Below are 15,273 nucleotides of genomic sequence, written 5' to 3'. Positions count from 1 at the left end.
AAGATTGATTTTTAACCACAAATATGGCAATTTACTTTTATTTATAAAATTGCCATATACTGAGCGTATTTTAGACCAAAATCAGGTCATTCAATGATCATGCTCACAACTGTGCAATATTTAAATTATTAATTTTACAATCAATCAAATGAAAAATGTTGGAAACAAAATTATTATTGCGGTTAATTATGCTCAGCGCACTGGTCCTTGCTTTGGGAGCCATTGCCGGTGGATTGTCTTTGATGATGGCCCCCGATGGATCCATTTTGGAAATGCCCATCAGTCTTTTGAAAGACACCCCGTTTGTTGATTTTTTTTATCCGGGATTGATCCTATTTGTATGTATCGGCCTTTTTTCCTCCTGTATTTTTATAATCATCATTTTTACTTCTAACATCTCACCCATTCTGGTGGCCGCACAAGGACTCATTTTATTTATCTGGATGGTAGTGCAGATTTGGATGGTGGGATATCACTCATTGATCCAGTTGATTTTTCTGCTGTTTGGAATTAAAATCATGGTTTATTCGTGGGTCCTCCATTATAAGACAAGACCCAAATGATCATAATTCAATTTTACTACCAATGAAATATATTTTCTTTTTCCTAATCCTGTTTCACGGTCTAATTCATCTTTTGGGTTTCGTCAAATCCGTTTATCCATCCGCAGTTCCGCAACTGACCAAAGAAATTTCGAAACCCCTAGGGTGGATTTGGTTGTTGACAACCTTAATATTACTACTGGCAGCGATACTTTTTATACTCAACAAACCCGTGTGGACGGCCATTGCACTTTTGGGTATTCTCCTTTCTCAAATTTTGATTTTCACAAGTTGGACCGATGCACGTTTCGGAACCGTTGCCAACGTCATCATTTTGATCTGTGCGTTGCCGGCCTATCGATATCAATCCTTCTTAAAGAATACGGAAATAGAAATTCAAAATTTCAAAGAGACCAACTCGTCCCTGGTCAACCATCAGTCTATTTCGGATTTGCCTCCCATAGTTCAGAAATGGTTAATCCGGTCTGGCGTTACCGGTAACGAGGCTCATCTTATTTTTCATGCACTCCAAAAAGGACAAATGAGAAGTGCTCCAAACGGAAAATGGATGAACTTCGAATCGGAACAATTTTCATCACTGACCTCGCCCTCCTTTATATGGAAAGTAAAAGTGGATTGGATGTCTTTTTTGTTTATGAATGGCAGAGATAAACTCATGGATGGTAAAGGTGAAGTGAAGATTCAAATACTTGGACTCCTAAACGTCGTGGATGATAAAGACAATCCAAAAATAAATACCGGATCTGCCATCAGATCAATCTCCTGCCTGATAGAGATAAAGAATGTGTACTTTATACTATTGATCATTTGCTAGCTTCTGTTAAAACTCAACTGGCTTATAAATAGTAATGCCCCTGCGGATGCAAAGGCATATTGTTTATGCTTATCTTTTTATAGGGATCATAACATAATCACCACGGTATTCTTTAAATATAACATAGTATCCTTTGTTATGCAAATACTTTATAACTAGCCCTTTTTGATTGTCAGGAATATTTGAAAAGGATAATAAGTTATCCTTCAAAGTATTTCCATCAACAATTTTCTGAAGGTCTAAATTTTGATCATTTATAACCATATGGATATTTCCCATTTTTTCCAATTTCACAAACTCTTCAGCTGTTACTTTTCTTTTTATGTTTATAAAATCCAAACGTTCCTTTTTACCTACATTTAATTTAGTAAAATCTTTAGGGGTAATTTTATTCAGATCAGAGTAAATCGTGATAAATTCTTTATTGTCATTTGTTAATAAAATAACAAATGAATTATCTAAAGGCTCTTTTATAAGATTTGATTGATTACAACCAATTACACAACAAACCATTAATAAGATGCCTGACAATATTCCTTTGCTTTGCATGGATCTTCAAGTTTTGATTTAGGAATTTTATTGCCTTCTCCATAATGGGTTCGTTTGTCCATATTTCGATTCGCTCTATATCTATTTTCTGTATTGACGGCCTTAATTTCACTATTCTTGATTCCACTTTTCTTATCTGGAGTTCTATCAATCACACCTTTGACAATATCAGAAACATGCTGTAATTCATGACTTAAAGTACTACCTAAGTTCTGGTCTTCACCACTGCTAAGAGGGTCACCATTTAATTCTTCGTTTGTAATTACCAACTGCGTACCATTTCCATTTACATCATTTTCATTCTCTGTTACATATGCTCCATCTCTATCTTTAGAGAATTCAATGAAATGACTATTTTCACTGCCTTCAAGCTCATTAACCATTTTGTCAATATAAGTATCTGCTTTTCTAATATCATTAAAAGCATTCTTCATAGTTAAAGCAAAACTATTGTTTCCCTTATACTCTTTTCCACTCATTGTATAAAGAGTCCCATTTGAATACCTAAGTTGACCTGACACATTACCCTTGCTATCTCTTCCTGTTATAATTATTATTTCTCTTCCATCCGGATCGATAGCATTTATTGGATTATTTGCAACATAAGCATAAGGCGAAATGCTTGGATATTTACTTGCAAGTGGATCGACCCCATACCACAACGATATCCTAGGATCATAGTACCTCGCCCCAAAATAATAAAGCCCAGTTTCCTCATCAACTTCCTTACCTGTGAACCTATACTTCGTTGAATAGCCCCCAGCTTTCTGTTCAGCCATACCTTCTCCGAAAGGCAAATATAGGATAAATTGATAAGGATTTCCAGCCTCATCCGTTAAAAATGTACTTGATCCGATATGATCAGGATGGAAGAAATACAAAACGTTAGGACAATCGTTATTTCCTTCGCAGTCGTCTTCATCAGGATCTACATCGTCAATAATTAAGGTATCAAATCCAAATTCAGTTCTGACCAATTCCAGATCTTCTGCTTGTCTATCTGGAAGTCCAGCTTTTTCAGTTCCCGATAACTCTAGACTATTATCAACACTACTATCTACTGAACCAACTAATTTACAGGCTATTCTTTCTGTACCTGAATAATAGTGATTCGTGACCATGTAATGTGGTCCCATAACCATGTATCCACTTACATATTGGGAATAATTTCCAATGGTAGAAACGGTTTGGCTTAAGCCATTTAAATCCATTATGCCATATTGCCCTAATCCCTTCAAAGTTCTTTCACCATTAGCATCATAGATGTAGTGTTGGAAGCTTCCGGCATTTGATATTTTTATTGCTTTGAGCATATTCGCTTCATCCCATAACATATTCTTGGTATCTCCATTATCGAATTCATGGAGCAATACATTTCCATTGGCGTCATAATTAAATTCCTCGACATCACTGTTTGTTTGGTTTTCTATAGATGTTACTGCATTCGGATGATTCACATCTTCATATTTGAATAAATTATCGTAAGTGTTTTCGCTTACACTAGATGCATCACGTGTATGTTCTTGTTGTTTAGTTGTAATTCTATGCATATTTTCATAGGCCATCTCAAGTGTATAGTTTGATGCTTTATTACCCAGTGTGTTGGTAGGATAACCGGTCCAACTGCCGTGTGCAGTGGATATGCGGTTAAAGTTATCATAAGTGTATTTGTGATAATAACTTCCACCCATTTCATTAATGATACCTGCTGAATTATGAATTGAATCTACATTTCCAATCTTATCAAATGTATAACTCAAGTTATACATATTGTTACCAGAGTGATCCTTGGAAACCAAATTGGAAAGTCTTCGCAATGTTGTAGAATAGGTATAGGTTTGTGATGTACTATTACCATATTTACAAAATACTTTTTGCTCGAATTCATCGTAACCAATACTATCTATATAAACCTGAACTCCAGCTTTCATAAAGTTCAAATTACCACCTAAATCATACTTATAAAGTAAGGTGTCTTTATTAGGATAAATGAGCGTATCAATACGATTCCATGTATCATAATGGAATCGGTGAACATAGGTTTTATTATCCTGGCCAGGAGCAATTATTGTTCTGATGTCTTTAACCACTTCGCCTTGAGATCCATATTCATATTTTCTTAATCCTGTGGCATCTTGGACCAACATCAATCTACCTCTGTTATTATCAACGCCTCCTGTTGTAGCAGGATAATATTCATATTTAACATTGTTGATATTTGGGGTAGAATTTGCATAATCAGGATATGTGACCGATTTAATCCTACCTAAAGCATCTGATTTATATATTATTTCATCACTATTCATGGCAAGATTTGGAGTTACCATAGTCATTAATTGACCAAGATTATCATATGTATAAGTATTGGTTCCAGCGTCTGGATGGATCCATTGCGTCCGTCTACCTGCTAGATCATACTCACTGGATGTGGTATTGCCATCTTCATCTAATACACTGAGGAGCTGACCTGCCGCATCAAACTCAAAAGTAGTAGTCATACCATTATCTTTTTGTTTAACGACTTGTTTGTCTAAGTCAGTATAACTTTCTTTAACAATATTAGTACTTGCATTTTGTGGTATTGTAGTAACTGTATGTAGGGCTGCATCTGAAATGTCGTAAGACATGGTAATGACCGTATTATCTGCATCTTTCACAGTTAATGGGCGATCTACTTCATCATACGTTGTCTCAGATGTAACAGTAGCGCTTGGAGAGGAATCAAAACCGGTACTCATTGATGTAGCAAATTTGGGATGATATTGCTTTATTGCTCTTCCAAATTTATCTTTGGTTACTATACCTGATATGCTTACACCCTCATCAAAGGTACCGTTGTCATACTTGACTATATCTTTCTTAATTTGAACAGGTTGGCCAAGACCATTAATGATGGTTAGGGTCTGCATATCATTGGAAGGATTCTGAACATCGAAGTGATCCGTTGTTGCATATGATTTACCGCTTGCATTTAATGTATAAGCAAATTTCAACGAATATGTAGGATCCTTAGGTCCCTTGATTTGTAACACTCTGCCTTTTGGATCATAAGTATAGGTCATTTCATTTCCTGTGATATCTTTAGACAAAGTCATTACGCCAAATTTTAAATCATATTCAGCTGAAGAACTATAAACTTCTCCATTGTAAGTGTTACTGATGCCTGTAATAAATTGTTGCTGTGTTGTATCATAGGTGTATTCTGTAATTTTAGAATATCCATCCTGATCAATGGGTGTAGTAACCGTGTTAAGATTACCGTTGCTATAATAGGATAAACTTGTTGTAAAATAGCTACCTGCACTGGTATAAGTATGAATAGATGTTATTACTCCAGTATTACTATCATATGACCCTACTTTTCGTTTACGTAACAAACCACTACCATCGCTAACACTGATTTGATCAGGTATAAGTAATAAGTTTTTAGTAAAGTTCGGGGTTTGATAAGTTATGGATGATGTGTAATCATTACCTGATCCTGCTTTTGCGTAATTAGTCACTCTACCGTATTCATCATATTCCATGGACTCAGTATTACTAAGTGTTGTTGATCCAAATTCATATATTGTTGTGGTAGATTCTACTTTTTGCGCATATGCTGCACCATTACCTTTTGTGCCTCCTACATCATAATCTTCTCCTAGATTGGAGCTAGTATCAATTATCCATGGGGTGGAAGTTGATACTATTGGTGCCCGTAAAACATAATTATTGGATAATTGGCTGTATTTATTGGAATTTGAAATTGTAATTGAATCTCTCTTCAATACATCCTGATGTACAGTGATATCACCTTTGACAACGTAATTCTCCTTAAGCATTCCATTCAAATAATAACTCATATTATGGTATCGATCAATATTTTGTCTGTAGACAGAATTATCATTTTGTAGGTCAATAGTTCTAACATATTCGAATCCGTAAAAATCCCTCTCCCGTCTATCATATCTTCCATTATGAAATTCAAATTTTTTATTCATAGTGGATGGTCCTTCAGCTGTTGTAGCATATGGATCATAAACATCAAGTTTTGATACCACCCATTTGCTATTAGGCATATCATAATTAGAAGGAGCTAATTTATAATCTACGGTATATTCTGCTCCTAAGGGTGTTATTACAGTTTTTAGTTTATTAGTTCTTTTTATTTTAGATCTTCTAATTTGTAATGTACATTCATCTTCTTGTCTAACAATATCCGGGTATCCATCAGCATCATAATCTTCAATGGTAGTCTTTGTATTATTAACTGCCCTATTTGGTGATAAACTCAAATTAACCACAGGTTTTAAACAAGTTCCAAAAATTGGAATTGGTAACCCAAAAGCAAACGCACCATTAATAGACAAACTTGTAGATTTAGAATTGGGATTAATATTAAAATTTAGCACACAACTATCTGTTAGATCAAATCCATTGCCTTTATTGAAATTAACAACACCATTGCCATTTACATCCCGATAGAAATCTACAAGACCATCACCATTCATATCAACAAGTTGAATTCCTGTCAAGGCTTTGCCAATTCCAATGGATAGCCCAAATGTGATACTTTTTCCTGCTCCGGATGAATATTCTTTTCCAAGGCTTGAGCCTAAACCTTTAGATTCATTGATGTTTTTATACAATCCAACTAGTCCCCAATCTGTCAGTGCATCATCTGTACCTGTATTCCCTTGATTCATCTTAGTAACTACATTATTAACATTGTAATAGAGTTTATCAGTAAGTCCATCTCCATTAATATCTATATATAAGACTTTACAATTACTATATGATGTGCCGGTGTTAGCCGAAAGACCTAAAGACGCATCCCCTAATGTTGAATTTAAAAATTTTCCGAATCTATTTCCTCCTTTACCAGATGGATCAGCGGTCTGATTGCCTGCTTTTCCAAAAGTTCCTGATGCGCTTTTACCATTATTATAGATATCAGTTAAGCCAGTATTCTCCCAAGTTCTAGATCCTGAAGCTATTGCTGAAGTGGTATAAGACGAAGGATATAATCCTCCGGTTGAATTAGTTAATTGAGCAAAATTTTCCAAAATTGGATCTGGATATCGATCCCCATTCATATCAATATAATCTGATCGATTTGTAGATTTCGAAGAGATGGTTCTACTCTTTCCTACTTTGATCCTTCCAGCTGACGCCCCGGAATTAACCGACTTAGTCTTAGAGGTGACATATTTATTAAGTGAATATGCACCTGTATTATAATTAGAATATTCAAGGAATGGACTATGCAAACTAATCATATCGGTTACATCTTCTTCTGCGCTAATTGCTCGAGCAGAATATTTAGCAACATAATTATGCTTACTAAATCCTCTCCACTTCTGATCAATATATATTGCACCTTCCTTAATAATCGCTTCTTTAAACGCGTATGGTGTTAAAAATAGAAAGTTAGGAAGTTTTAGATCGGTTAATCCTGGAATTAATATTTGTCCTGTTTCTGGGTCAAAATTTTCACCATAGTTTTCATCATCTAAATCATCAATAGTAATATCTGAAATGATTGATATTTGATCTTCTGTTAAAGTAAACATGGTATCCTTATATGTGTTTATAAGCCTTCCAAAAGAATCATTTAATGCTACATGTTGGCCAGTATCTTGACTTGGATTATATAAGAACTGACCCCATCCACGATAAAAATGACCTTTAGCTTCCTGAAAATCATACAATAGGTTCAAATTTCTTCTTGTGATTTTATTGTTTTTTGCTTCATTTGATCCGGATGTAACATAAGCAGATGAACCAAGATACCCAACCATTTTATCCCAGTTACCTCTAGATTCCAATATTCTTAATAATTCATTTCCGTAATAAGATCCGTCACTGTTTAACTCCAATGTCAATATTTTAGAGATTTCATCTGTAAATTTTACTTTAATTGGCATAGAATTATTTATGGTAATGGAGTTGTTTTTAACGGTTATTATTCTTGTTCCAATGGTTCTTCCATTTTGTTTTACTTTAAAAAATACTTTACCATCTACGCAAACTGAAGCTTCAGATGTACATGTTATGATTTGAGTTTTAATATCAGGTGCAAAATTTAAATGTACATATACCGAGTCAATAATTTTTGTCATTGAACCAATAATGGTATTATAACTTTTCAAGCTTTTTCCATTAGATGGTTTATATGGTAATATATAATTTCTGAATAGTGAATACTTTACCGGCGGGTACACTTCAGATACATCAGTACTATCTATTCCAACAAGTGTAACTATTAATTTTGGATTCCAATTAATACCTTGCCAATCATTATTTGATTGTGAGTAAGCTTCGAATCTAAGGTAATAGGTATTTAAAGTATCTAAAGCCAATGTAAGATTTGGAGGATAAATAGTTCTTACAGCTGATTTAATTCCAATGGAATCTTGCCAAAGCTGCATAACTTCATCAGGATTGTCACCATCCTCTGCCTCAGTAATTTTTAATATTCTAAATTTTATTGAATCTGAATTATCAGCTATGGTAAATGGGTCCCAAGTTATGAGGACTGTAGAGCTATCGCCCGTTGCAGGTAGTGGATAATCGAATTTAGTACTCATCATGAATCCATCAGCATAAGAACTCTTATGCGGTGTAAGGCTAGAATAATCCATTTCCGTATTATCAATTCCAATTCCTGAAATGTGAGTATATCTTACCTCTGGATTCCATCCAATTTCATTATTTGTTGCATTTTCTTTAACATGAAGTCTAAAGTAAATTTTTTGACCTTTTTTTACCCTTAAGTAAGATGTTTCAGTATTTGGCGCATCCTCAGGATTTACGCCTCCTGAAGTATTGTTTTTAATACAACCTTCAATATATGCTTTGAACTTACCACCTGTTTCAACTTTGAACATATCAGAGTTTTCTTGGGTTAACATAACACTATCACTACTATGATAATAAGCTTGACCATTATTTTTGATTTTGTTCCTAGCAATAATATATCCTGAGGTTGCTCTTAAATCCAATACTCCAGAATTGACTTGATTAAGTAGCAAAAGACTATCCTTACAAGAGATGCAATCTATTCCAATGGAATCACATTCAACGCAATCATTAATTCCATCATCGTCTGAATCAAGTTCACATGAATCAGTTATTTCAGCAGAGACACAATCAAGAGTTCCTGCACTAGTAGGCAAATTATTTATTTCAGTCGGTAAATCATTCGAACTTCCATGATATAGTCGGCATGTACTCTTATCTAACGGAAGCCCTGCTAATCCATAAAATCCGTTTGCATCAGTTTCAATTGAAACTTTAGCATCACTTGTTGTTACGCCATTTTTAATTATAATTTTGCCATCATGCGGTGCTTCCCAAACCTTAACTACATCATAAGCGGGAATATGTATTTCATTTAATGTAGTAATGACTGTATCAGGAATTTCTTTCTCCAATTCACTTCCTACTACAACAAGGTTTTCAGTAGGGTCACTATTCGGTGTAAAATAAACTTCACCAGTCAATCGATTAATATGGTTAAAAAGACCTTGCCATTAATCGAAATATCTGGAAGTTGATCTCCATTGCCATCTGTAACAAATATTTTAGTAACGTTACTACCTTTACTATAATTTCCACCAGCCGAACCACCAAGTTTTCCATAATTGAATGTTCCAGCTAGACTTAAATCCCATGCTTTGGAATAGGTGTATAATAAGTCATTTGTTGGACTAAAACTACCATCTGGATTCATCGTAAAAATTTCCTTAGGTGTTGTTTCAAATATTTCATTCACTATTACATTTTCAGAATTTCTCACTACTTTATGAGCGTAATATACGATTCGACCATTGTGTTTTCTTATTATATCTGTCAAGCCATCACCATTAATATCTGCACTTGCTATCAATGTTCCACCTTCTTCCACATTTAAGCCTCCACTTACATCAAGTGATATTTTTCCACCTTTTTCAATATTTTGCAGCCTACTCCAAAACCCACACCCAATCCAATATTAACGGAATAGCTGACACTAGATCCTAAAGCAGATGAGTTTGGATTATATTCCAGTAAATTGAAATTTCTAAGCGTATTTGAATTGAGTATGCATTCAGAACCCGACATCATAATATTAGGGTCATTGGAAGGCGATAGTCGGTTTGGTTGTTCTGATATTAGTACATATCTGTTAAGGTTTTCACTAACTGTACTGTTAGATTTTACTTGATTGTCCAGGATGGCATTGGTAGAAATGTTAGTACTATTTTTTCTATTTTTTAATGCAGATCCACCGTTTCCTTTTTTAAAAGATTCGCTACTACTACATATCGAATCTACTATAATGGTAAAGTTATTATAGTCGGAAATGATGGAATGATCATATACGCTTTGTAAATATCCACAAAATGGTCCTATAGTATCGGCGGTATAAGGAGAGTATATACTTATTGTCTGTAGTACACTATCACAATCATAATATTTAATTGTGAATCCTTCATGTGCTCCCCACCTAAAAGTCATCGATACACATTCTTCACACTCATACCCTTGGGCCGGATTATAAAGGTAAGGACAATTATCACAATAAAAACCTATCCCATCTCCATCTCCATCATATTGATCAGGATTTTCCTTATATGGGCAATTATCACATGCATCACCAAGACCATCTTGATCTGAATCGCTCTGATCCGGATTAGACACATTTGGACAATTATCACATGCAGCGCCTAGTCCATCACCATCTATATCTAAATTATCAGCATTTTGATTTCCTGAAGTGCTTTTGTAATTTGGACAATTATCGCATGCATCGCCTATGCCATCTTTATCACGATCACTTTGACTATGATTCCATATATTAACGCAATTATCACAAGCATCTCCAATGCCATCTCCATCTGTATCTAGCTGAGTGGGATTCGAAGTATAAGGACAATTATCGCAATTATCTCTAAAGCCATCCCCATCAGAATCAATATCACCACATTTACTTGTATCAATTAGTTCTTGGAGTGGATTATAAATTAGTGGACTATTGTCACATAAATCAAACCATCCATCCTTATCTGTATCTACATTGCCGCATGAATCAATAGGTTTTAAAGGTAATTCTATAGTTTCTTCATTTTCATCAAATGGATTACACCCATCAATGTCATTGTAATATTCTAAATCATGACCATAAAATAAACTATCTTGAGAATCATATTCAGATATTTTAACTAGTAAAGTTTTATAAAATTTTCCAGATTGGTAATCCAATTTGTAGGACCGTACTAAATCAGTATTATGATTAACTTTTATTTTAGTTAATAATTGATCATCTGACATTTTAAATCCATATTTATTATTTATTGTGATGTCTTTTCTTGAATAAGAACCTTCTCCGCCTCTTAGGAATTCAACATTATAATTTCCATTACTCCCATTTGTTCCAGTATAGTATATCTTACTCAGATAAAGATTAATTCCACCAGCTTCAGGCCCTGAAGCGCTTGTATTTTTGACATATTCATAATTAATTGTATTCCCAAACACATCAATTGTTCTCGCTAGCATCCATTGAGCGATCCCAGCATTTGATTTGAGTATAAAATTTGTGTCTAATGCATTTACTCCACCATACCAATTAATAGTGCCATCAGTAGTGGTTACTTTCCATATATAATTTAAGGTTGTGCTACCAATTCTTTCAATCTTACTAAAACTTCCTAACTTTCTTTCATAGAAGGAAACTGTACCTGTTTGTCTCTCTCTAAGAGCGGTGTTATACATTGATCCTTCTTTATGTCTATTCGGATTTGCTTTATCGTTTTGTATTAATTGTTCTCCATTTAATTGATAAATTTCTGTTTCATTTGTTGGGTCAAAGACAGGGGTTCCCCATCTTGTATCTAAAATAACGGACATTACAGGCACTGACCAACCATAACCTGTCCATCCACTTGCCCCATCACTGCTATAATTTAGAGATACATTGGGTTGTATTCCTTTCCTTCCGGCAGGAATATTTATTGGATAGGATATTGATGCATCTCCTTTTTGACTAGCTGTTGGTGGAGCCATGGTATTGATTCCAGAAGAAGGATCGGCAGCTTTGATATCAGACATAGTCGTGGGTGTAAATGCGGTGGCGGATGGGCTCTCAGGAATTTGAATAATCCCATTGATATAATCTGTAAAATGATTGGTTCGGATGTAAACCAATTCATTGATTTGATCAATTGAATCTATATTTACTTCACTCCATGATTTAGTCTTATCATTAAAATAAAAGCTCTTAATATCTTTAATGGTATAGCCATTAGGTATTCTACTTTTCTCATAGGGTAGTTTTATTAAAATATTCTTTTCGAAAACGGTATTGTGTGGAAGGAATCGATATGCAATTCCAGATTTAGTTACATTTATTAATCCGGCATTCATTGGGATGACATCTACCGATCTTAATGGTCTAATGATTAAATTAAGTTTGCTCTTTATTGATCCAGAATCTAAGTGTAAACTTGCGCCATCAATTTTCAAATCAGCCATTTGATCTGCAGAAACTGACTTTGACACACTTGTCTGAGTTCTTCTTATCGGAACAATCAAATCATATGTTTTATCATCTTTAACACCTATTTCAACAATTTTACTTAATTGTGCTTTTGATTCAAGTATTAACATTAACTTCCCGGTTGTTAATTCTTCTTCTGTGAAAGTATGTACAAATTCCAATTCACCATTCTCAATTTCTAATTCAATACCATTTAAAAAAACTTTAGTAATTGAATCCGATAATATGGATCTTAGATAAATTAAATTATGTACATTAGAATATGCTACATGTGCATTTGATAATTTATAAATTGATTCTGAAATAATGGGTTTTTTATAAATACTTAAATTTCTAATTTTATAAGAATATGATGAATCCACGGATCCGAATCTAATAATATTCATTCCAGTATTTAACAGCTTGGATTGTAATTTCTCTTCTATTAAGTTCCAATCTTTCGATTTAGATATAAAATATCCTCCTTTACTATTTCCTGTATTTATGCTTCTAGCCACACCTTCAATACCATTTACTCCGTATACTTCATATTTCAAGAAATATTCATAATTTTCATTAATATCTTGATTAATATTGACCCGAAAAATGTTGTCTTGAGGAAAGTCATTCTGATCATTTATTCGGCCTATTTGTCCTTCTAATAAGTCAGCTTTGAAAATGTTCTCTTCATTATTGTTCTCAGTTTCAATTGGATTTAAAATTGAATTCAATTTTAATTTAGTAATTTTTTTAAGTTTATCATCACTAATTGATATGGCTGATGAGTCAAGAAATAAATCGTTATGATCAAGTTCTTTAATAATTTTGTCCCTTGCAGCCATAACAATATGGGTTTTTGATTCTTTAGGATTATTTATATTGAATTCATGATTAAATGTATTGGCTTGAACATGATTTTTTACATGGTCAGTCACTTCGCTTTTTGAATTAACTTTTATGACATTAAGACCTTTGTATGGAACAAAAGTCATATTTATTAAAAATAATATAACTCCTAATATAATTATTTTATCAAAGCGACTATTATTTGAAATTTGATGATTTAGATCTGGGTGAATTGTATCCACAATTCGTATTGTATGAAGTAAAGTATGTTTCATAATCTATCTGGTTAGTGAATAAAGCTCATTTGGAAAATAGCATTTCTAGTTTATAACAATAATTTTACTTGATTTTGAAGCTTTTTCTTGAATTATTTCAAGTATATATACTCCTGAGGTATTTATTTTTTCTTTTAGTGAAACAACTCCATTGATCGAATGACTATTTAAAGACTTAATAAATTTCATTTGTTCAGAATAAATTTTAAGATATACTGGTCCGTCTTCTAAGCCTTTTACAAGGGTCTCAAAATAATAACCAGCTCTTATTGGATTTGGGCTAATAGTGATTTCAATTTCCTGCAAAACTTGTTCATTCTTACACGTTGATTTGTCAATATTAAAAAATTTATATAGTGTGTCTTTATGATTGACAATTAATCTAAGGGTATTATTAGAATATGGTATATTTTCTAATGATATTGACATTATTCCGGCTAAATCTTTATGATTTTTTACTATTTCTTTGCCATTAAGATAAATCGAAATATCTTCATGTAAATCATTAATTTCTAACATAGCATTAGTTAATAATTTAGAGCAATTTTCTACATCCGGATACAATTCCATGTTAATTTTAGGCCCCCATATGAATGTAAAATAGAAGTCGCAAGAATTGAACTTCTCATTGATGATGCCCTTGTATGAATTATTTTCCTCTAATTGCAATTTCACCTTGATTGCATCTTTACTTACACCACTTAAATTTCCCATACTATTTTTATTGCAAACCAACCATAGGGTATTATTTGTAGGGTTGGGTAGGGAATCCTTTAATTTTATATTGAATTCCAGACCTTCACCCTTTCCTAAGTCACCTTTATGTTCTATTTGCCATATTCGTTCAACGGATAAAATGTCTGAATTCCCATCTTTTCTTTTGAAGATAGAAGATTTATTATTGTCAGACCAGAACAAATAGGAGTTGTTTAAAATGGTGCTCTTATTGTCATTATTACAAGATTCAATTTGATTCAACCCAAGAGTTAAATTAACATCGCTATATTCATTTCGTGATTGAAGTTGATTAAGGTTTGTATTCTTATCCTTCCCAATTGAAGTTAAATTATGCTCAAAACCTTTATGTTGTAAAGGATCCCAAATAATACCTCCATTTGAATTGTAATAATTGCTCGTTAGTGGAAGTGAGATTCCATATTTTATTGCTAAATAACTTTCAATTTTATTTATTTGCTTTCTATTTAGCAATTTGTCGTAAACAATTATTTCAGCGATACCTCCCTGAAAAGATTCACTTATGACTATACTTTTTTGATTAATTTTAATAATACCATTTGTATCCAAATTTTTCAATTTTTTAATACTTTCTACAAATGATAAAATTTTTGGTTTTGTATGTGTATTTTTATAAGCGTATTTATTTCTTGAATTCACACTAGAATCGGTAATGATAATTTCATTATTTTCTGAATAAATGCTTGCAAAATTTTCATTATTTTTACTATTAAATACAACAAATAATGAGAATTTATTTAAATTTCCAATTGGAATATTTAAATCATTTTTATTTCCTTCTAATTTCAAGTATTTATTGTAATTAAATGTCTCAGTTGAATTTGACGCTCTACTATCTGATGAATAAAATTGTTTCCATACTAACGGATGATCAACTCCACCTGGGCTTTGCGAATAAATGAAATTGAATACAAGGCAATTAAAGCAAATAAATCCAATGATTAATGTAATCTTATACATGATTAA

7 protein-coding genes are annotated in these 15,273 nt (G+C 33.1%); 2 read left to right on the top strand and 5 right to left on the bottom strand.

Annotation, left to right across the window (positions count from 1 at the left end):
* Positions 1-155: 155 nt before the first annotated feature.
* Both IPJ53_04015 and IPJ53_04010 read left to right on the top strand, forming a co-directional pair.
* Positions 156-563 (top strand): hypothetical protein, encoded by a 408-nt coding sequence (locus IPJ53_04015; GenBank protein MBK7798255.1) that lies wholly within the window; start codon positions 156-158, stop codon positions 561-563.
* Positions 564-585: 22 nt separating this feature from the next.
* Positions 586-1,377, top strand: coding sequence for a hypothetical protein (locus IPJ53_04010; protein MBK7798254.1), 792 nt, complete (start codon positions 586-588; stop codon positions 1,375-1,377).
* A gap of 69 nt (positions 1,378-1,446) precedes the next feature.
* On the opposite strand, the gene IPJ53_04005 is transcribed toward IPJ53_04010, so the two are convergent.
* From IPJ53_04005 to IPJ53_03985, 5 genes are all read right to left on the bottom strand, one after another.
* On the bottom strand, positions 1,447-1,926 hold the full coding sequence (locus tag IPJ53_04005; protein MBK7798253.1) for a hypothetical protein: 480 nt from the start codon (positions 1,924-1,926) through the stop codon (positions 1,447-1,449).
* Positions 1,890-9,413 (bottom strand): hypothetical protein, encoded by a 7,524-nt coding sequence (locus IPJ53_04000; GenBank protein ID MBK7798252.1) that lies wholly within the window; start codon positions 9,411-9,413, stop codon positions 1,890-1,892. Before IPJ53_04000 ends, IPJ53_04005 begins: the two co-directional genes overlap by 37 nt.
* The gene (locus tag IPJ53_03995) at positions 9,410-9,817 is read right to left on the bottom strand and encodes a hypothetical protein (protein ID MBK7798251.1); all 408 of its coding nucleotides are present in this window, start codon (positions 9,815-9,817) and stop codon (positions 9,410-9,412) included. Before IPJ53_03995 ends, IPJ53_04000 begins: the two co-directional genes overlap by 4 nt.
* 14 nt (positions 9,818-9,831) lie before the next feature.
* The gene (locus IPJ53_03990; GenBank protein MBK7798250.1) at positions 9,832-11,451 is read right to left on the bottom strand and encodes a thrombospondin type 3 repeat-containing protein; all 1,620 of its coding nucleotides are present in this window, start codon (positions 11,449-11,451) and stop codon (positions 9,832-9,834) included.
* A 2,145-nt stretch (positions 11,452-13,596) separates the two neighbouring features.
* Positions 13,597-15,267 (bottom strand): hypothetical protein, encoded by a 1,671-nt coding sequence (locus tag IPJ53_03985; GenBank protein ID MBK7798249.1) that lies wholly within the window; start codon positions 15,265-15,267, stop codon positions 13,597-13,599.
* Positions 15,268-15,273: the final 6 nt, after the last annotated feature.

The sequence above is a fragment of the Candidatus Vicinibacter affinis genome, from assembly GCA_016714365.1.
GTDB lineage: Bacteria > Bacteroidota > Bacteroidia > Chitinophagales > Saprospiraceae > Vicinibacter > Vicinibacter affinis.
The sequence above is the reverse complement of the archived record's forward strand: the minus strand, read 5'-3'. Positions and strand labels throughout refer to the sequence as shown.